We start from the raw sequence: 19,802 nt of genomic DNA, 5'->3' as shown, positions 1-19,802 counted from the left end.
AGGATATGGCATCTCGTCCCTTCAATAGATAACTGCCTTGAGTGTGACATGGACGGGCAAGCCGGCCTGGAACTGCGCGCTGCCCCGCGCCACCAGCCAGCCGTCCGCACGCTCCAGGCGCGCAACGACCTGCAGCGTTGGTGAAGCGGTCGAGCTTGCGGGCAGGGGCAAGGAAAATTCTATGGTCTTTGAGCCGCCCTCGCTCTTGAGGCTGGTTTTGGCGGCGCGGCGTCGCCCACTGTCCTGAATGGCGGGATCCTCAAGATAGATCTCGAGATGACCTTCCGGGATAGCCTTGCCGCCCACAAAGGTGACGGCGCCGCGAATATCTGTTGCGCGAATATCTGGCGCGCGAATATCTGGCGATTGCGCTGCCGCTGCCCCGGTGGCCGCGGCGACTGCCGCAACTCCGGCGGCCATTAACACCGTGCGGCGGTCAGTCATCGCGTCCTCTCCCTTTTCACTGCGCTGGGGTATGCGGGAGGGCAGCCTGACGGCACCCCTCCCGGGAACGCGTTAGATGACGATGAAGTCTGCAGCCGAAAGATCCAGATTTGTGTTCAGGTGTGCAAACTGAACGGCTGCTCCCTGTCCGGAACCATCGGCGTCGTAAGACAATATTCCACTGTCGGTGTCGTAGATGATGCGGTCGTCGGCATCATGAGCAGCACCGGCTGCGCTCTTGTAGAATGAGCCCAAAGCGAGGGCGCCGTCGCCGCCAACGCTGGCAAAGATGAGGTTGTCCAGCAGGATCGTATCGTCGGCGACCTTGAAGTCCTTGATCCAGTCGATATTGCCGTTCCCGAGTTCTGTCGAGAAGCGGAAATAGTCGTCGCCGGCGCCGCCGGTCAGCGTATCGGCAGCCAGCCCGCCATCCAAAAGGTCGCTGCCGCCGCCGCCGTTGAGCGTATCGGCGCCCGCAACGCCCGGCTGAGCTGGTGCCGGCGGGAATTCGACCGATACGTTCAGCTTGTAAGTCGAGCCCTCCGGCACGGATTCCACCCAGCCATCGCCAGGAGCCGAGTCCGACCATTCGCCCTCCACAATATAGTAGGTTCCGGTTTCCTGAACGATGAAGCTGGTGCTCGAATCGCGGCCGTTGTTGGAGCCGGGGTCGTTGCCGCCATCGTCGTTCTGGGCGACGATATTGCCATCGCTGTCCAGCACCCTGACGATGCTGTCATGGACATTGGGGTCGGCAATGCCATCGATGTCGATGGTGATGATCGTGCCGGCCGCCAGGTTGATGCTGTAATATCCGCCCAAGCCGTTTCCGGTGGCATTGACGGTGGTGTGAAGGGTGGTCGTCGAATCGAAGATGTCGGGGTCGGCGGTCAGCGAGAAGTTGTTCGAGATGTCGAAGGCGGTCGAGACCGAATTGTTGGTCGCGTCCGGTCCGAGCGTGGCGTAGCCGGTGCCCATGCCCGGGCGTGGCGGAGCATCGCCCTGATAGGCGAAATCGCCGAGCAGGGTGTCATCGCCGCCGCCGCCGTCGATCTTGTCGGCGCCGCCCTGGCCGGTCAGCACATTGGCCGCGCCATCGCCGGTCAGGTGATCGTTGAAGCCCGAGCCAGCCAGATTTTCGATCGAGATATAGGTGTCGCCGCCGGATTTGCCGCCACCCAGTTTGAGGTTTTGCCCGCTGGCCGCGTCGGCGTAGTCCGCCGTGTCGCTGCCGGCGCCGCCATTCAATATATCGGCGCCGCCACCGCCGGTCAGCGTGTCGTTGCCGGCGCCGCCGGAAAGTTTGTTGGCCTGGGCGTTGCCGATGAGATGGTCGTCGAAGAACGACCCGACGGCGTTTTCGAAGCCGACCAGGATGTCGTGCCGGATAACGGTGCCGCGCCCGACGATCTGCACCGGGCCATCGCCGTCGCCGCCATTGGCCGTGCCATTGGCGAGGTCGATCGTCACGCCGGCGGAGCTGCCTTCGTAGACGACCGTATCAATGCCGGCGCCGCCATCCAGATAGTCCTGGCCGGCGCCGCCGATGATCGTGTCGTTGCCGGCTTCACCGTACAGGATGTCGCCGTCATTGCCGCCATCCAGTATGTCGTTGCCGCCGCCGCCGTTGAAATAGTCGCCGCCGCCCCGGCCCCAGAAATGATTTGCCGCCGACGTGCCGATGAAACGGTCGATGCGGTCATCGGAGCCGATCAGGTTTTCGATGCTGTAGAAGGTGTCGCCCGTAGCGGTTCCGCCGCTGGCCACGTTCGTCTCGAGGTTGACGAGCAGCTGGAAGGGGCTCTCCTTGCTGAAGTCGACCGTGTCGACGCCGGCGCCACCCCTGAATATATCGACGCCATCCTGGCCGCTCAGCGTATCGTCGCCGTCGCCGCCGTCGAGGATGTCGTTGCCCTGGCCGCCGAGGATCGTATCGTTGCCGCGGCCGCCATAGAGCGTGTCATTGCCGTCGTCGCTCTCGGTCTGGTCTGGAAGGTCGGCGACATCGATGGTGTTGTTGATGTCGCGGCTGGCGAGCGAGTCGCGGCCGCCGATGATGAGATCATCGCCGCCCTGACCGAAGATCGTGTCGTCGCCGGCGCCGCCGTCGAGCGTATTGTTGCCGTTGTCGCCGAAGATGACGCTGGTCATCGTGTTGTCGCCGATGGTCGGTGCGGTTTCGGTGCCGCCGTCTCCAGGCTGGAGTGTCGACTCGTCGGCGTAGATGATGTGTTCGACGTTGGCGATTTTCCGGATATTCAAGTTCCGGTTCAGCAGAACGACCGTGTCATTCCCGCCATTCGCTTCCTCGCGCACGATGTCGTCGAGAGAATCGACGAAGTAGGTGTCGTCGCCGCCATTGCCGGCCATGCGGTCGCCGCCGCCGCGGCCATCCAGCACGTTGGCTCCGTCATTGCCGATCAGGACGTCGTCATAGCTGCTGCCGATGCCGTTCTCGATGTAATAGTCGGTGCCGTCGGCGTTGTGCCCGGCAAAGATCGACACATTGTTGCTATGGCCGTTGACGCTGGAGAACTGCCCGGCGCGCAGATCGAGGATCGTGCCGGCCGTCGAGCCGGAGAAGTCGATCGTGTCGGTTCCTCCGGTGTCATGGATGACAAAACCGATATCGTGCTGCATGCCCGAGGAGGTCAGCCGGTAGCCGTCCACGGCACTGCCGAAGCCGTAGACGTTGTCGCCCGTGTTGAGGTCGATATGCTGATAGGTGCGCACGCCGTTCTCGTCGACGGTGGAGAAAAAGCGGCGGATGACTGCCTCGATGTCGGCCATCATCGGCGTTGACGCCGACCAGCGGCTGGTTTCACCGACATCGATCCCGTCGAAATAGGACATGACGCTGTATTGCTGACGGTCGTAGGTCCAGGTCGCATTGTTCAGATAATTGATCTGTACGCCGCCGGGGCCGCTGTAATTGTAGAGCCCGGGGTGGTTCAGGCCGAACTCATGACCGAATTCATGGATGAAGGAATCGAAGACATAGCCGCCAATATCCGTCTTGTTGACCTCGGTGTCGTGGAAACGCTGGCCGATGCTGACATAGCGGTCGTTGGAATAGGCGCTGCCGTCGTCCTCTTCGCCCAGTTCGGGGCTGACAACCTGCATCCAGTCCGTTGCGCTGTTGTATGGCGCATTGTCGACGATTTCGAACTTCAAAGGGGTGACACTGGCCCACATCTGCAAGGCGCCGATCGCGGCGGCCTTGTATTCGGGATGGTCATTGAGCTCGGAGACATTGATCCTCAGCGTTCCCGCCGCGATCGCCGGCGTTATCGACCGGTCCAGCGCTCCAAGGTAGGTGAGGAAGGCCCCGTAATCTTCGCTTTTGCCGTACGGGTTGTCCGGCGTCTGGTCGTTGACCCACCATTGATCGCTGGTTTGGCTTGAGTTCGGCATCCTTGGGACTCCTTGGTCTCGCAGCCGTGGCAATTACGGCTGTACGGTTTAGCAGTTGCCAACCACCGACAAGCATCGTTTGCGTTTGCCGGTCGAGCCCCGTCCCAGTGCCAACAATGCTATTGGAATCTTCACTTGTCTAGCCTCAGTTCGCGCTCGGTACATATGAAGGTTCTTGGGCGCGCTTGTACCGGCGGGTTTTGAGATACTGGTTTGGTGTTAATTGAGCTATCGCTAATCTATGGTCGTACCTCGCCCGTAGGCACGAGGGGCTGAATGCGCAAGCGTGCTTCAGGAACCCGTCCGGCGCGCGAAATGTTCATATGTCACGCGCCAGGGGTCGCTCTCCGCTCGTCTCTCCTCACCGATCCAGTGAAAGCTGGCGGCGGTGATCTCGGTGAACCGCCACCGCGCCTGCAGGCCGCGCGAGTCGGCGCCCATCTGGACGATGTCCTTGCCTTCGGCCCGCCCGATCTGGCGCGAGTAATCCTGGTTGAGCGGATCGCTCCAGATAATGTGCCAGCCACCGATCCCGGGATCGAAGACGCGCAAGGTCGTGCCATACATGGTGGACGGGGCTGGTCGCCTGGGCCTGATCCAGATGTCCTGAATGGCGCGGCCTTCGAGCACCCAACCAAAGTGACACTCGCCATCCCATTTCTGAATTGTGCCGTCGTTGCGGTGGTGGAGCGTCTCCATGTCCCAACTGCCGATCAACCATCCATACAGGTCCATGTCTTTCGCCCGGTCGGCTGGCGGACCTTCGGATGCGAGAGCGGTAAGAAACGTCGCCATGATTGTCTCCAGGCAAGCCGCGCCGAAACGCTGGGCGTTCCAACCCTTGCACCGTTGCGGGTTCCTGGTCTTGGGAAAAATTGCGGTAATGCTGCTGTGAAGGCAGCCGGCTTCCGCGTTCGCGCCATACCAAATCTATGCGTGAATGCTAATGTAGCGTCGGCGGGTACCCCAATGCCCGCCTGGCCGGCGCCTCCTCAGGCAATCTCTTGATGAGCGGCGCCGGCCGCTGACTTCGGCGGCGACCAAGTTCCTGCCGGGGAAATATCAGGCCTGGCGGGAGGGTTACCGCTGGGCGGTTTTGGCCGGCATTTGGATATCGGTCTGTATTCCCAGAACGTCCGCTGCCCAATCGCGCAGTTCCGGAGAAGCATCGCTCGATTTCATGATCATTGGAACCCGATCAATTCTCGGGTGGCGCTTCATCTTCCCAGCCGGCCAGCTCCGGCAGGTCGTCAAGCCAGCTTTTCTCTCTGATCGAGGCTTCGCCGGCCTGCGGCACAGCCTCAGTCGCGTTTTGAATGAGCCAGTCCATCCACTTGCGATAGGCAGGCGGGGCCAATTCCGGCGGAAGCACCTTGGCCTTGGCCAGCATGCGTTTGCGGAAACTGACTTGCCTGCGCAGTTTGGTCGTCGTGAACTTGATGGCCTTGCCCTGGTACTCGACCGACCAACGCCCATCGCCGTGGCTGGTCAGCCTGTCGATGGCAAAACCGGCGTCGACCGGCCTGTCCCGCCAGGGAAGCTCGATGGCATTCCGCCTCAGATCGAGAGCCCATCGCCGGTAGTCGGCCCCGGTACGCTGCGGCGGCAGCACGCCAGCCTGTTCGAGGATTTTCCTGCGAAGGGTCGGCTGCTTCTTGATCTGGCCGGTCGTCAGTTCGATGCGGTGCCCACGCAATTCGACATGCCAGCGGATCCTGCCGTTGCCGACATACTTGACTAACCTGTCGATGACGAACGCGTCGTCGGACAACTCCACGCATCCTTGGCGGATGCGTTCGAGGATGTACTGGCTGTCAGTGGGCATGACGTGCCTTGGCTGGGGAACCTGGACAGTAATCCAGCAAATTCCAAAGCGTTGAAATCATATAAATATCTGTAGTCATTGACGTTTTTCGCCAGAGATTGTAACACATGATTGTAACACACAGGCCTTCCATGTGGAGCAATTATGGCACGTTTAAGCTACCTGCTAAGGCGTGGAGCATCCTACTATGCCCGCGCTCGCGTTCCCCTCGATCTTATCGACATGATGGGCAAAAGCGAGCTTGTAAAGGCGCTCGGCACTAAGGATGAAAACGAAGCTAAGCGGCTCTTGTGGCCGGTAGTCGAAGCCTGGAACCGTCAGTTCGATGACATGCGCTCGCGCCGTATGCTAACGGCCGATGACAAGGCAGATGCGGTTTGGCAGCACTACACCGGCATTCTCGCGCGTGATGAGCAGGTTCGGCAATCGATGCCCATTGCCGCCGATATTGAGGCGGCGACAGAACGGGCTGTGGAGCGGGTGCGGCGCGAAGATATCGACATTGGTGACCCGCTGGCGACGCTCGACGCCGTCCTTGACGTCATGGTGCTGAAGCATCGGCGCGAGTTCGACGCCCAGGGCAGGCGCGCGAAGCTCGACGCCATGCGCAAGCATCTTGTCGAAGGTGAAGCCGCGCTGATTGCAGATGAGGTTGACGACTACATCGAACGGAACAAGCTTCTGATCGACCCGCTATCCCCGGATCGTGGCGACCTCGCCAGGAAGATGATGCGATCCGAAATCGAAAGCTTGGAGCGCACCATAGAGCGCGACCAGGGCGACTACAGCGGCACCCCGAAAGACCCGATCGTAAAGCCGGCAAGCGGCACTTCGCGCGAGCAGGCAGCGCCGGGCGAGGGGATCATGGAGCTATTTGAACAATACGCCGCCGAAAACCCGAAGGGCATTGCGACCGACACCATTGCGCAGGCCCGCCGCGACGTTGGCAGCTTTGTCGATTTTGTCGGCAGAACTTGCCCGGTTCAACGGATGGACAAGAAGGCTGTCCGTGAGTGGAAGGCGCTCTTGATGAAGTATCCGGTGAAGGCCACCGAAAGCAGCGTGTTTGCCGGCATGAAGCTTGCGCAGATCGTTCGACACAATGAGAAGGTCGGAAAGCCGGTGATTACTGTGCGCACCGTAAACCGCTACCTAGCGGGTTTCAGCGCTTTTTGCTCTTGGCTGGTTAATCACGGTTACCTCGACAGCAACCCGGCCGACGGCATGTTCCTGAAGAAGACGAAGGGCAGCAAACCGCTTGTCTTCACGTCCGACCAGTTAAACACCCTGTTCAAGTCGCCGCTGTTCACCGGATGCCGTAGCGCCGACGAGTGGCGGAACATAGCCAAGCTCGGCAACGCGCGCATCCGCGATCATCGCTATTGGGTTCCGCTGGTTATGCTGTTCTCAGGCGCACGCCCAGCAGAAGTTGCGCAGCTTGCTGTCGCGGACGTGCGGCAGGTGCATGGCCATTGGATCATGCACATCACCACGGAAGGCGACGATGACAAGAGCGTGAAAACCGAAGGTTCCATGCGCGTTGTGCCGGTCCATCCTGAATTGATCCGGCTCGGCTTCATCAAGTATCGCGATGGCATGAAAGCGGCCGGGCACTCCCGCCTGTTTCCTGAAGCGAAGCGCAATTCACGTGGGCAGATGATGTCCGAGTTCTCGCGTGAGTTCGGCCGCTACCTGACTCGGATCGGCATGAAGGTCGGGCGGGGCCTGTCGCTCTACAGCTTTCGCCATGGTGTGGCAGATGCGTTCCGACGGGCGGGTTATTTGGATGAACAGTTTGGGCCTATCGTCCTTGGTCATGCCAGCGCGACCATGACCGGCCGCTACGGCATGATGCCTCAAGGCATGCTTGAGCAGCGCGTCGAGTATGTGAATTCCATCGCCTATCCCGGCCTGGACCTGATGCACCTGAGCCCTTGAATGATAGATCACAGATAGCTCAAAAAGTAAATCTCGACAAAGAAAAATATAGGACTTTGTTCCTATCAATGGACGTGAGACAATAATCTCGAAATCAAGTTCGAGGTTGTTTTGTTCAAGCGTCCCGTTGAGTTGTTCAAGAATTTGTTCGGTGGCGATATCGAGAAGAAATCGATATCGCTCACTGACCCGCTAGCGCTCGATTTGTTCGGTGCATTTCCGACAGTAGCCGGACCTTCGATCAATGCCGCGACCGCCCTTCGGGTGCCGGCCGTGTATTCAGCTGTCGTGCTCATCGCGGGCACGATTGGTTCGCTTCCCGCCAAAATCTTTGTAGCAGAGGCAGATGGCGGGAAGCGAACCGCAAACGATCATCCGGCCTACCGCCTGGTGCATGACGAAGCCAATGAATGGACGTCAGCCGGGCAGCTTCGAGCCACGCTCACGGCCGACGCTCTCTTGCATGACCACGGCTATGCCCTGGCTATCCGCGTCGGCGCTGGCAAGCCGCAAGAGTTCATTCGGCTCGACCCCCGAACCGTCACCATCAAAACGAACGAGCTGACTGGCGAGCCGGTCTACGTCCGGCACGTCGGCAATCGCGAATGGATCTATGATTTCCGCGACGTTCTTCATGTGTCGTCGCCCCTTAGCCTCGCGCCGATCAAGGCCGGCCGCGAAGCCATCGCCCTGGCTACGATCTTAGAGCGCCACGCATCGCAGCTCTTCGCCGGTGGCGCTAAGCCGTCCGCGCTCTTCTACAATGACAACAAAAAGGGCGGTGAGGGCGGCACCTCCGGTTCGAAGGTCATCGCCGCGATCAAGGCCGCCTACCGGGCCGCTACTTCGTCCGGCAGCTTCACCGAACCCATGGTGCTCGATGACGGCTGGAAATACGAACAGATAGCGCTGACCAGCACCGACGCCCAATTCGCTGAGATGCGCGTTGAACAGGTCAACGAGATCGCCCGCGTTTTCCGCGTTCCGCCTCATCTGCTTTTCGAGCTTTCCCGCGCCACCTGGTCGAACGCCGAAGAGATGTTTCAATCGTTCCTGACGCTCACGCTGCGCTCATGGCTGGACGAATGGGAATGGGCTTACGCCCGCGTGCTGCTGACGTCTGAAGAGCGCAAAAGCCATTACGTCGAGTTCGTCATTGACGACCTCATGACGGCCAATTCTGCGACCCGCGCTGAGACATATCAGAAGTATCGCGCCATGGGCGCGATCACCGCCAACGAAGTGCGCGCAGGCTTGAACCGTGAACCGCTGGAAGGCGGCGACGTTCTGGCAAATCCGAATATCACGCCAGGCGCACCTTCAGCGCAAAATGACAACGCCACGGTCGCCAAGGCAGCCGCGTGAACACGCACGTCGCATTCTTCGGTGACGGCGAGCGCACATTTGGGCTGACGCCAGACCTCATCATCGAACTTGAACGCAAGACCGGCGCGGGCATCGGCTCGCTCTGCCTACGCTTTCCTGAAGGTAACTTTCGCCACGCCGAGCTTGTTGAGATCATCCGGCTTTCGCTCATCGGCGGCGGCACCACGCCAAAGGATGCGGCCGCCCTCGCTGACACCTACGCGGCCAAGCGTCCTCTCAGTGAACCATTCCCGATCGCGGTAGCGGTCTTGCAAGCAGTCTGGAGCGGCACGCCGACACCGACACAGGAAGGCCAGGCACCCGCCAATGGATAAGCTCGTTCTCGAAACGAAATTCACAACCGATGAAACCGGCGACATCGAGGGCTTGGCATGGCCTTTCGGTTCGGCCGATCGTGTCGGCGACATCATCGAGAAGGGCGCCTTTGCTGGCGTCAAACTCCCGCTCACCATGCTCTTCGGCCATGACCAGAACGACCCTATCGGCGTCTGGACGGAAGCGACCGAAGCACCCGACGGCTTCCGCCTGAAGGGTCGCCTTCTGGTCGATGACGTTGCGCGCGCCCGTGAGGTTCGCGCCTTGGTCCAGTCTGGCGCGGTGCGCGGGATCAGCATCGGCTTCGTCACTCGTAAGGCCCTGGCTCGCGTCGGCGGTGGCCGGACTATCTCAAAACTCGAATTGCTTGAGGCGAGCCTTGTGTCTCTCCCCATGCATCCCGGCGCGCGCGTCACAAGCGCGAAGTCGGCAATCAAGGCTCTCGGCATCGCCGATGCGCTCAACCGCGCCACGGCGCTCTTACGAAAAGGCAATTGAAATGAAGACTGCAAACAAGCGGGCGCTCACCGGCGCCCTCGAACTGAAGGAAGCCGACGACACTGAAAACGTCGTTACGAAGGCGCTCGCTGACCTGACGAAGACGGTCGATGACCGGCTGAAGGCTGTCGAAACCAAGTCCGGCGACAGCGTCAAGCTCACCGAACGCTTCGACAAGCTCGAAGCAAAGATGAACCGCCCGGCGGCTGCGAACTCGAATGTTCCTGTCGCCGACAATGACAACCCGACGCCCGAAGCCAAGGCCTTCGGCACGTATCTCCGTCGTGGCGATCGCGGCCTTCAGGACATCGATATCAAGGCGCTCACCGTCGCGACCGACGCGACGGCCGGCTACCTCGCACCGACCGAATTCAGCGCCGAAATTCTTAAGGCCTTGCGCCTTTTCAGCCCGCTTCGCCAGTTCGCCAAGGTCGTGACCATCGCCGGTTCCGAGATCAAGTTCCCGCGTCGCATCGGCTCGACCGCCGCGACCTGGGTTAGCGAGATCGCCGACCGCACCGAAAGCGGCCCGTCCTATGAACAGGTTACGCTGACGCCCTGGGAGATGGCAACCTTTGTCGAGATCAGCCGGCAGTTGCTTGAAGATGCCGCCTATAATGTCGAGGCCGAAGTCTCCAGCGATCTCGCTGAGTCCTTCGCTATCGCCGAAGGTAAGGCGTTTGTTGACGGCACCGGCACCGATCGCCCTAAGGGCATTCTCGTCGCTACCGGCATCGCTGAAGTAAAGACCGGCGTTGCCGCCGATTTTCCGGCAGCGAACCCCGGCGACAAGCTCATCGACGTCATGAGCGCGATCCCGACCGCACATGCCCAGAATGGCGCATGGGCAATGAACCGCAACACGCTCGGCATCGTGCGCAAGTGGAAGGACAGCCAGGGCAACTATCTCTGGCAGCCCGGTCTACAGGCTGGTCAGCCGTCTTCGCTGCTTGGTCGCCCGGTTATCGAAATGGTCGACTTCCCCGACGTGGCAGCCGGCAAGTTCCCGATCGTGTTCGGCGACTGGTCCGGCTATCGCATTGTCGATCGCACCGACTTCAGCATCCTCTCGGACCCCTACACGCGGGCGAAGAACGGCATCGTTGTTCTTCACAGCCGCAAGCGTGTCGGTGGCGACGTCACCAATCCCGACCGCTTCGCCAAGCTGAAGATTTCGGCGTAACGATCATGCGGCTCGCATCTGACATCATCGCTATACAGCACGGCAACCTCGCCCTGCGCTTGCGGCCGTCATTGCGGGCCGCAACCATCCTTCAGCACAAGCACGGCCTGGGCATGGTCGTGCAGGGCATCAATCGAGGCAACTTCGGCATGATCGCCGACATCGTAATGGCCTCCACCGATGATCCGACCGCCTATCGCCATCTTCTACAGATCGTTGCCGACGAGGGCGTTCGTTCTCTCTCGTCGCTTAGCGATGACCTGTCCCGGTTCGTGGCCATTTGTTTCGGCATCGATGCCGAAGCCGAACACCCGGCCGAAACGCGCGAAAAGGCGGGCAAAGAATTCTCAATCGAAGCCGGCCTTGAACAGTTTTTCGAGATCGGCACAGGCTGGCTAGGCTGGTCGCCGGCCGATACCTGGTCGGCAACACCTGCCGAGATCATCGTCGCCCAGCGTGGCCTAGTCGCCAAGCTGAAGGCCATTCACGGCACCGCTGAAGAGACGCCCGAATATGACCCGCTCGAAACTGTAAGCCCGGAGCAAGTCAGAGAAGGCATCGCAAGATTGCGAGTGCTGGCGCGTCAGACACAATGACCCGACCACCACACCTCTGCCTCTGCGGAAAGATCGTGCCTGCCGAGCAGCGTTGCGCTTGCCAGGTAGTGCGCGACCGCACCCGCAAGGCACGCTTCGACCGCACCAGGCCTTCGGCACGGGAGCGCGGCTACGACTCCAAGTGGGAGAAGGAAAGCAAGGCGTTCCTCGCCATGCCCCAACATCGTCATTGCGCGTGCGCCTGCGGCCGTCTCGCTAACATGGTCGACCACATCGTTCCGCACCGTGGCGACAAGCGGCTCTTCTGGGACCGGGCCAACTGGCAACCGATGGCTGCATCACCCTGTCATTCAAGCCGTAAGCAGCGACAGGAACACCAGCTTAGGGGGCCTTTTTCATGAGCCGGCCGAAATCTCTTCCTGCCTGCGTTGCGGTCAGCTTCTTTGCGGTTTCATCCCACGTTACGAACCCTCGACTGACGAGAAAGCCCCGCGCCGAGTCGTCATCAACTTTGTCGCCCCTCGACTTTTGCGGTCCATTCGAAACAACGCGGCGTAGCAGAAAATACGCGTCTGTCGGCATGTGTTCGGTGGTCATTTCTTCACCCCTGACGTCTGTTTGTCACCGCACGTTATTCCCTAAAAGTGTTCGCGCAAGGTCCAATCTTCGGGCCGGTGTAACCTTTACACCGGGGTCAATTCACCTATGACACGCGACGATCTTCTGACCTTCGACGGGATCACTCAGTCAATCAATGAATGGGGGTTGGACTACGGCATCACGCCGCAAACCATCATGAGGCGACTTCATGGCGGCATATCGGTTGAGGTGGCCATATGCAAGCCGATCACCGCACGGCCAGGCGACCAGTTGCCTGAGCCGGTAGTAGCCCGACCGCGCGCGATCAAGCTCGCTAAACCTCGTGTGGTCGATCGCTACATCTATGGTGGAAAGAGCCACACAGTCACTGAATGGGCCGAGCTCACCGGCATATCGCCTGAGACGATGCGCTCGCGCATTAAGGCCGGGCATCCGATGAAGGATGTTCTTCGCAAGGGCACGTTGCCGAAAGGCAGGCGATCGCACTTCAAAGGCATCGGACAACGCCGGCCGGCCAAACTCTACACCGTCAACGGCATGACCAGGTCACTAAGTTATTGGGCTGACCAGGCCGGCATTCAACAACCCACGCTGCGCCGTCGGATAAAGCGAGGCGTCACTATGGAGCAAGCACTCGCGGTAACGCTCGGTGAGCGAACGCGAGCAGTCCACACCATCGATGGAACATCCAAGACGCTGCACGAATGGGCCGATCATGCCGGCATCAAATACAACGCTCTCATCGCCCGCATTCACAAGGGCCGCTCGCTCGCCGAAGCCGTCGCCATGGGCGCTCCAAAGCCGCTGACTAATCTACGTCTGGAGATAGAACCAGATGTAAACCCCCACACAGGCAACGCCAAAGGGGAACATACCCAAGGCCTCGCAGTATTTGCGCTCTCTGACGTTCATCACGGTCGCAAAGAGGAAGAATGCAGCGATGACAAATGCGATGATCAATACGCCACCGCCGCCCCCACTGCCGACTCCATAGTCGGGATCACCACGCCACATTCGAATCACTCCAACCAGAACCCTGACAGTGCGCGCTTAGCGACATCGAGCGAGTTGTTCAACCGGGGGGTGGCTTCCGACCTAGCACCTTTCGCTGGGACCGGCGGGGGGAGCACACTGCAAGAGAGCACCGATATAGGAATTTCAAAATGAGCGTGTCTCTCGACCTTCTCAAATCACAGATGAACCTCACCGGCACCGACGACGACGCGCTGCTTTCACACAAGATCGCGGCGGCCGAACAGTGGATTTCTGACCAGATCGGAAAGGATCTCGCCGAGATCGACCCGATGCCGGCGACACTCACCGAAGCCGTGCTTCAGCTTGCGGCCGCCTGGTATGAGCAGCGCGAGGCCGTCTTGATCGGCATCGGCGCGAACGAAGTCCCGTTCGGCGTCCGCGATCTCATTCGACCCTACCGTGAATGGGTGCTTTGATGGCCCATTCCAAGCAGCTTCAGGCCTTCGACAAGGTGATGCGGGAGCTTCCCGACGTGGTGGCGAAGGCCATCGAGCCGAAACTTGTCATCGAAGCGAACAAGATCGCCGGCCGTATCCAGCGCGCCGCGCCGGAAGACAGCGGCGACCTGAAGGATTCCGTTGTCGTCACACCGCCCGGTCAATCGACGCCTGCCTATTCTCAGCCAGGCGGCTCGCGCATCGCAGCGAACAACGAAGCAATTATCACCGTCGGCAACACAGTCGTTCGCTATCCGCATCTCATCGAATACGGCACGTCGAAGATGGCGGCACAGCCATATTTCTGGCCGGCCGTCCGCACCTACGGACCGCGCGGGCAACGTGCGATCAAGCTCGCACTCGGCAAGCTGGTCAAAGCGGCGTGGCAGCAGTCATGATCGAACCATCCCTGGCGCTTCAGACCGCAATCAACACCCGGCTTTCTTCAACACCGGCCGTCACTGCGGTCGTTGCGGCCGATCAAATTCGCACCGGCAGCATGCGCCGTGAGCAGCTGCCTTCCGTCATCATGGAAGGCTCGCAAACTGAATATCTTGGCTATAATTCCGGCAGGCAATACAGCGCCCGCGTCTGGCTAGACCTTCATATCTGGGCGCTCGACGCTGGCGGCGATTTGGCAAAGGCTATCGGCTTCGCGCTGCACGGCGCGTTGCTCGCGCCGCTCGTCATGGTGGACTGCGCTATCGATTTCTTTGAAGCCAAGAACGTTCGTTGGCTTCGCGACCCGGACCCTGACTTTGCGCATGGCGTGCTCAACGTCGAGGCCGTCATTCGGTGGAGGCCCTAATGCGCGCTGGTAGACTTTCTAGGACGATCACACTGCAGCGTTCTAACGGTGAGACGAAGAGCTCGACTGGCGCTGTCGATCTGTCATGGGTGAATCTCGCCACCAGCCTGCGCGCCGAGAGGATCGACGCGGCTGCTGAAGAGACACCTCGCACGTTCGGCGAAGCCGAGAACATCACCGTCACGTTCCGCATCCGCTACGTCGGCAACCTCACCACGGCCGATCGCGTGCTTTATGAGGGGACGCCTTACAACCTGGTCGGGATCACTGAGATAGGCCGGCGACGTGGCCTTGAACTGCGGTGCGAGCGCGCCCGCTAGTGACGCATCTTCGTGGCGTTAAGCCAGCCCTTTCGCATGATCGCGACCCGCTCACTAAGGCACCGCCACCGCCTCGCTACTTCAGCGCGTTCGCTAAGGCTGAATGGGCGCGTGTCATGCCCCGGCTTATTGACGATCGTATCATCACCAAAGCTGATCTTGGTGGCATCGAAGACTTCTGCCTGGCGCGCGGCCTGGTGCGTGAGATCGACGCCGTGATGCGCGACGATAGCGGCGCGATCGACCTGAAGCTCGTGCGAGCACAGGACAAGGCGATGCAAACGGCCCGGCAGCTTGCCGCCGAGTATGGCCTATCGCCTACGTCTCGCACGCGTGTCGGTGGTCGCGACGAAGAAGACGACGACACGAACCCGCTGGACGTGCGATGACCGCCAGCGCTTACCCCGAATGGATTTTCGACGGTTCGCCCATTGCCGACCCGCTCGGCTACGGCGACCGCGCCGTGCGCTTTCTGCGAAGCCTTAAGCATCCGAACAGCACCGCGCCTGGTGGTGCATTCCAACTTCACGATTGGCAGGAACGCATCGTGCGACGCATCTACGGCCCGCGCCACGCGGACGGCCGGCGCATTGTCGAAACTGTCTTTTGGATGATTCCCCGCGGTAACCGCAAAACCAGCCTTGCCGCGGCTCTTGCGCTGCTTCACACGATCGGCCCGGAGAAGGTTCCGGCCGGGCAGGTGATCTTTGCCGCTTCCGATCGCGAGCAAGCCGGACTCGGCTTCAAAGAGGCCGCGAACATCATCCGCATGGACCGCCGGTTGATGGCCGCTACCCGCATCTATGACGCACATAACTCGGTCAAGAAAATCGTCTACAAAAAGCAGGACGTCTCGCTTCAGGCCATTTCGAGCGACGGCGCATCTCAGCATGGCAAGACGCCCGCTTTCATCCTGGTCGATGAGATCCACGTATGGAAGGGCCGCGATCTTTGGGAGGCCCTGAAGTCCGGCCTTGTGAAGACGCCTGGCACGCTCATGGTGATTGCCACCACGGCCGGCCGTGGCTCTGAGAACATCGGTTTCGAGCAATACGACTACGCCCGCAAGATCGCGCTCGGCGACATCGACAATCCCGCTTTCCTGCCGATCATCTTCGAAGCCGCCAATGACAACGATTGGAACGCTGAGGCGCTCTGGCATCGCGTCAACCCCGGCCTAAGACATGGCTTCCCGAACCTGGCCGGTTTGCGCTCGCTCGCGAAGGAAGCCGAACATCGGCCGGCCGAACGCCACGCCTTCAAACAATTCAACCTCAACATCTGGCAGGCTCACAGCCGGACACCTCTTTTCGACATGGCCGTCTATGACGAAGGCCGGTTCGAGTTCGAGCTTTCCGACCTTGAAGACTTGCCGTGTTTCCTTGGCGTTGACCTGTCCGTGAACGGCGACCTGACTGCCGTTGTCGCAGCGTGGCGGCACGACGACGGCCGGATCACGGTCTTTCCATGGTTTTTCGTGCCAGGCGACGACCTGCGTGGCCGCGCCGACCGCGATGGCGTTCCCTATGAGCAGTGGAAGGCAGATGGTTATCTCACCGCAATCGACGGGCCGATCATCGAACCTGAAGTGATTGAGGCCCACGTCCGCGAACTATGCGCGCGCTTTCGCGTCGAGGAAGTAGCCTTCGACCCGCACCTTGCGCGGACGATGATGCAGCGGCTTCACAATGACGGCATCCCCGCAATCGAGATGCGCCAAGGTCCGCTCACGATGGCGCCAGCGATCGGCGACCTTGAGCGCACCGTCAATGGCCGCAAGATTCGCCACAGCGGCCATCCTGTCCTTCGACATCACTTCGACAGCGTCGTGGCCTCGACGGGCGATACCGGCCTGACGCGCATGCACAAGGCGACGGCCCGCGACCGCATCGACGGCGCTGTCGCAACCGCAATGGCAGTCAGCCGGGCCGCTGCGAACGACAACTCCCGCTCGATTTACGATCACGACGATCCCGAAGAACTCTTTGCATAGGAACGACCATGGCAGACGACCAGATTTTAGCCGTAGACCTAATAGCCCGCGATAGCGATTTCCGGCGAAGCTTCGAACGCGCCCGGGTCTCGGCTGTTTCTGACTTCGACAAGATCGAACAGCGTGCAAAGACCATGACATCGCGCCTGGACACGTCGTTCGCGAATATCGGCGGGCTGCTTAAGGGCGGATTGGCCGGCATGTTTCTAGGCGCTGGTGCAGCCGCTACGGCCGCGCTTGCACCACTCGCGCTCTTCAACAAGGCGCTCGACACGATCGACATGGCTTCGCACCTGGTCGACACGGCCGACCGCATCGGACTGTCGACAACCGCTCTTCAAGAACTCGGCTTCGGCTTTGCGCAGGCTGGCGTCGAACAGTCTGAGTTCGAAACAGGCATGGAGCAGTTTTCGAAGCGCATCGGCGAGGCAGCTACGAAGGGCGGCCGGCTCGCTGATATCCTGAAGGCCAACGGTATCGCCATCCGCGACAGCAACGGTCAGATACGAACTTCCGAGCAGCTGCTCGCCAGCTACGCCGAGTTGATCCGCAATGCGTCTTCAGAGCAGGAAAAGATGCTCTTGGTCACTGAAGCGTTCGGTCGTGGGGGTGGCGCAATGCTCGTCGGTCTCAATGACGGTGCAAAAGGCATTCTGAACATGAAGAAAGCCGCCGAAGATGCCGGCGGCGTAATCGATGAACAGCTATTGCGTCGTGCGGAGGAGATGGGCGACCGATGGGACGCGGCCTGGCACCGTTTCTCCGTAAGCTCGCAATCGGCCATCCTGACCGCGTTGGAAGGCATGGACGGCCTCAACAAGATGCTGGTGGACAATCAAAAGCTGGCGGCTGCAGCCGGGCTAGGAACGCTTGCCGGTTCGCTGGTGCCTGAGAAGGGTTCGGTCATCACCGGGCTGGGCAAAGGCGATAAGCCGGATGCGATCGACGTTCGCATTTCACAGGCGTTCGGCGGTGAGATTGCCAAAGCCGACGACAAGCTCGTTGAGCACCTAAAGGCCAGATACGGCGACGCAACGCGCCGGGCGACCATCATTCCCGGCGAGGCAGGCGATGAGGCCAGCGGCTCAAAGGCAAAATCTCCAGCGCCGGATGGTTTCGAGCGCCAGTTGGCACAGACGCAACGGCGCATCGCGCTCATGCGGGCTGAGACAAGCGCACAAGCTGGCCTCAATCCCCTGGTCAACGACTACGGCGACGCCCTCGCCTTCGCTCGCACGAAGCAAGACCTTCTCAACGCCGCACAGCAGGCCGGCAAGGTCATCACGCCGGAACTGACGGCGACGATCGACGAAATAGCCCGGTCCTACGCCAGCGCCTCTACAGAGGCGCAGAAGCTAGCCGACAGCCAGGACAAGACCCGCGCGACTGCGCAAGAAATGTCCGGCCTTGGTCGTGACGTTCTCGGCGGCTTCATTTCTGACTTACGCGCCGGCGCGTCGGCATCTGACATGCTCGTCAACGCGCTCGGCAAGATCGAGGATAAGCTTCTCGACATCGCCTTGAACGCGATCTTCAGCACCGGCGGCGGCGGTATCATGGGGATCATCGGCTCGCTGTTCGGCTTCAGCGGTGGCGGGCTTGTGAAGAGCGACGCCTGGGCGGGCATGCGGCTTGCTGGTGGCGGCCACGTTCGCGGCCCCGGCACGTCAACGTCAGACAGCATTCCGATCATGGGTTCGGACGGGGAGTTCATGGTGAACGCCAAGGCCACCAAGAAGCACCGGGCATTGATTGAAGCCATAAACGACGATCGCCTTCCGGCCTTCGCTGCCGGCGGGCTTGTCGGTGGCACGCCAGCTTTCGCCGGCAGCGACTACCGCGCTGGACCGCAGGTCGTTATCAGCGCGCCCGTGACGGTGCATGGCAGCGCGGGCACACCAGCACAGAACGATGACCTTGCTAAGAAGATGGGGCGTCAGATGGAGGCTACAATGCGTGGCGTCGTCGCCGATGAACTGCGCAAGGCGTCGCGTCCCGGCAACCTGGCTAACAATCGAGGCCGCCGCTAACTTTCCGCTATATCGTAACCATCAGAAAAAAAAGATCGGCCACAGTTTCCCGACGGCGACCGATCTTCAGGAGTTTCTATGTCTGTATATAGCACTTCCGCGCCCGAAATGCGCGCGACAACAAAGGATTTTTTTCCTATCATCGCGACGACCCTCGGTCGGCCTGGTGACAGAAAGGGAAATCGGAAGCACCTCAAATCACCTTACCGCGATGCGGCGTTCCGCTATGCGTTCCAAGGGCTCGACGCCCTTGAGGAGCTTGAGGAAAGCGGGCCGACTTCAGTTACAGTGTCCTTGCCCCTTATCAGCACCTCAACACCCTACGTCCGCGAACGTCTCTCCTCTGAAGCATCTGCACGCCACGAACGCTTCTGGCAGCCCTTCAACGTCTACACTGGTTTGCCCGTCCACGAAGCGCCGGCCGCCTGGCGTGATCTAAGCGACGTGTATCGGCTAGAGTGGTTTCACCACGCGCTACGCCATACCGGTCCCGTTCACGCCTTTACGTTGAACCTCTCGCCAGCGGTCGACCATCTAGCCCGCACGAAGCCGTCAGCGGTCAAATGGTTGTCCAGGCGGATTGCCCTTCAGCTTAAGCTCGCCCTCGGCAGGCCTATCGATTTCTGGTTCGCTGTAGAGGTCACAGAGGCGGGTCAGCCGCGAAGGCTACATTGTCACGGCGAGCTACAGATCGCGCCTGGTGACTCTCTGTGCGCCCGCAAAGCACTACGCATCGCCGGTGGCGAGTGGAATGACGCCCGGCAATATCAGGCTCACACAAAACCGGCACCGGATGTTGCCTGGTCTCACTACGTGCGCGGGTTGTCGGTCTTGTCGGGCGTTGTGCCCTATCGAGGGCGGTTCAAGAACCTAAGCCGGCCTATTGGTGGTGACTGGTTTACCGCGACCAACGCGGTTCGCAGCGGCGCGAGTTCGCTCTACACCGCTCGCGGAGAGCTTGTTGTGAGCATGATAAAGAACTCACAGGGCAACTAAGTCACCATTTACTTATTGATTTT

20 protein-coding genes are annotated in these 19,802 nt (G+C 60.5%); 15 read left to right on the top strand and 5 right to left on the bottom strand.

Features of this window, described 5'->3' with window-relative positions; translation table 11 throughout:
- Positions 1 to 21: 21 nt before the first annotated feature.
- The 4 genes from NLY42_RS24905 to NLY42_RS24890 form a co-directional block, all read right to left on the bottom strand.
- Positions 22 to 444, bottom strand: a complete 423-nt coding sequence (locus NLY42_RS24905; protein WP_023682883.1) for a hypothetical protein — start codon at positions 442 to 444, stop codon at positions 22 to 24.
- 72 nt (positions 445 to 516) lie between these two features.
- Positions 517 to 3,858 (bottom strand): M10 family metallopeptidase C-terminal domain-containing protein, encoded by a 3,342-nt coding sequence (locus tag NLY42_RS24900; protein WP_023753690.1) that lies wholly within the window; start codon positions 3,856 to 3,858, stop codon positions 517 to 519.
- Positions 3,859 to 4,149: 291 nt separating this feature from the next.
- Positions 4,150 to 4,653 carry a hypothetical protein gene (locus NLY42_RS24895; RefSeq protein WP_023753689.1) on the bottom strand — a complete coding sequence of 168 codons (504 nt, stop codon included), beginning with the start codon at positions 4,651 to 4,653 and terminating at the stop codon, positions 4,150 to 4,152.
- 403 nt (positions 4,654 to 5,056) lie between these two features.
- Positions 5,057 to 5,683 carry a hypothetical protein gene (locus NLY42_RS24890; protein ID WP_031244604.1) on the bottom strand — a complete coding sequence of 209 codons (627 nt, stop codon included), beginning with the start codon at positions 5,681 to 5,683 and terminating at the stop codon, positions 5,057 to 5,059.
- 144 nt (positions 5,684 to 5,827) lie between these two features.
- Here NLY42_RS24890 and NLY42_RS24885 point away from each other — a divergent pair, with 144 nt between their 5' ends.
- The 6 genes from NLY42_RS24885 (at position 5,828) to NLY42_RS24860 (ending at position 11,599) form a co-directional block, all read left to right on the top strand.
- Positions 5,828 to 7,621 (top strand): DUF6538 domain-containing protein, encoded by a 1,794-nt coding sequence (locus NLY42_RS24885; RefSeq protein WP_023753688.1) that lies wholly within the window; start codon positions 5,828 to 5,830, stop codon positions 7,619 to 7,621.
- A gap of 111 nt (positions 7,622 to 7,732) precedes the next feature.
- Positions 7,733 to 8,986 (top strand): phage portal protein, encoded by a 1,254-nt coding sequence (locus NLY42_RS24880; protein ID WP_023756402.1) that lies wholly within the window; start codon positions 7,733 to 7,735, stop codon positions 8,984 to 8,986.
- Positions 8,983 to 9,321, top strand: coding sequence for a gene transfer agent family protein (locus tag NLY42_RS24875; protein WP_023753686.1), 339 nt, complete (start codon positions 8,983 to 8,985; stop codon positions 9,319 to 9,321). The genes NLY42_RS24880 and NLY42_RS24875 overlap by 4 nt, the downstream gene beginning before the upstream one ends.
- The gene (locus NLY42_RS24870) at positions 9,314 to 9,820 is read left to right on the top strand and encodes an HK97 family phage prohead protease (RefSeq protein ID WP_023753685.1); all 507 of its coding nucleotides are present in this window, start codon (positions 9,314 to 9,316) and stop codon (positions 9,818 to 9,820) included. The genes NLY42_RS24875 and NLY42_RS24870 overlap by 8 nt, the downstream gene beginning before the upstream one ends.
- A gap of 1 nt (position 9,821) precedes the next feature.
- Positions 9,822 to 11,003 (top strand): phage major capsid protein, encoded by a 1,182-nt coding sequence (locus tag NLY42_RS24865; protein WP_023756401.1) that lies wholly within the window; start codon positions 9,822 to 9,824, stop codon positions 11,001 to 11,003.
- A 5-nt stretch (positions 11,004 to 11,008) separates the two neighbouring features.
- The gene (locus NLY42_RS24860) at positions 11,009 to 11,599 is read left to right on the top strand and encodes a hypothetical protein (RefSeq protein ID WP_023756400.1); all 591 of its coding nucleotides are present in this window, start codon (positions 11,009 to 11,011) and stop codon (positions 11,597 to 11,599) included.
- A 342-nt stretch (positions 11,600 to 11,941) separates the two neighbouring features.
- On the opposite strand, the gene NLY42_RS24850 is transcribed toward NLY42_RS24860, so the two are convergent.
- The gene (locus tag NLY42_RS24850) at positions 11,942 to 12,157 is read right to left on the bottom strand and encodes a hypothetical protein (protein ID WP_031244603.1); all 216 of its coding nucleotides are present in this window, start codon (positions 12,155 to 12,157) and stop codon (positions 11,942 to 11,944) included.
- 108 nt (positions 12,158 to 12,265) lie between these two features.
- On the opposite strand from NLY42_RS24850, the gene NLY42_RS24845 reads away from it, so the two are divergent.
- The 9 genes from NLY42_RS24845 (at position 12,266) to NLY42_RS24805 (ending at position 19,779) form a co-directional block, all read left to right on the top strand.
- Complete coding sequence (locus NLY42_RS24845; protein WP_023753682.1) at positions 12,266 to 13,327, top strand: hypothetical protein; 1,062 nt, start codon at positions 12,266 to 12,268, stop codon at positions 13,325 to 13,327.
- Positions 13,324 to 13,611: a head-tail connector protein gene (locus NLY42_RS24840; RefSeq protein ID WP_023753681.1), complete on the top strand. Its 288-nt coding sequence runs from the start codon at positions 13,324 to 13,326 to the stop codon at positions 13,609 to 13,611. The genes NLY42_RS24845 and NLY42_RS24840 overlap by 4 nt, the downstream gene beginning before the upstream one ends.
- Positions 13,611 to 14,030 (top strand): HK97 gp10 family phage protein, encoded by a 420-nt coding sequence (locus NLY42_RS24835; RefSeq protein ID WP_023753680.1) that lies wholly within the window; start codon positions 13,611 to 13,613, stop codon positions 14,028 to 14,030. The genes NLY42_RS24840 and NLY42_RS24835 overlap by 1 nt, the downstream gene beginning before the upstream one ends.
- A complete protein-coding gene (locus NLY42_RS24830; RefSeq protein ID WP_023753679.1) occupies positions 14,027 to 14,440 on the top strand; it encodes a DUF3168 domain-containing protein in 414 nt (137 codons plus the stop codon). The genes NLY42_RS24835 and NLY42_RS24830 overlap by 4 nt, the downstream gene beginning before the upstream one ends.
- Positions 14,440 to 14,760, top strand: a complete 321-nt coding sequence (locus NLY42_RS24825) for a phage head closure protein (RefSeq protein ID WP_023753678.1) — start codon at positions 14,440 to 14,442, stop codon at positions 14,758 to 14,760. Before NLY42_RS24830 ends, NLY42_RS24825 begins: the two co-directional genes overlap by 1 nt.
- Positions 14,761 to 14,876: 116 nt before the next feature.
- Complete coding sequence (locus tag NLY42_RS24820) at positions 14,877 to 15,149, top strand: P27 family phage terminase small subunit (RefSeq protein WP_245263483.1); 273 nt, start codon at positions 14,877 to 14,879, stop codon at positions 15,147 to 15,149.
- Positions 15,146 to 16,753, top strand: coding sequence for a terminase large subunit (locus NLY42_RS24815; protein ID WP_023753676.1), 1,608 nt, complete (start codon positions 15,146 to 15,148; stop codon positions 16,751 to 16,753). The genes NLY42_RS24820 and NLY42_RS24815 overlap by 4 nt, the downstream gene beginning before the upstream one ends.
- Before the next feature lie 8 nt (positions 16,754 to 16,761).
- Positions 16,762 to 18,783 carry a hypothetical protein gene (locus tag NLY42_RS24810; protein ID WP_023753675.1) on the top strand — a complete coding sequence of 674 codons (2,022 nt, stop codon included), beginning with the start codon at positions 16,762 to 16,764 and terminating at the stop codon, positions 18,781 to 18,783.
- A gap of 78 nt (positions 18,784 to 18,861) precedes the next feature.
- Entirely contained in the window at positions 18,862 to 19,779 is a 918-nt protein-coding gene (locus tag NLY42_RS24805) for a hypothetical protein (protein ID WP_023753674.1), read from the top strand.
- Positions 19,780 to 19,802 lie beyond the last annotated feature (23 nt).

The sequence above is a fragment of the Mesorhizobium sp. C372A genome (genome assembly GCF_030323245.1).
Lineage (GTDB): Bacteria > Pseudomonadota > Alphaproteobacteria > Rhizobiales > Rhizobiaceae > Mesorhizobium.
The sequence above is the reverse complement of the archived record's forward strand: the minus strand, read 5'-3'. Positions and strand labels throughout refer to the sequence as shown.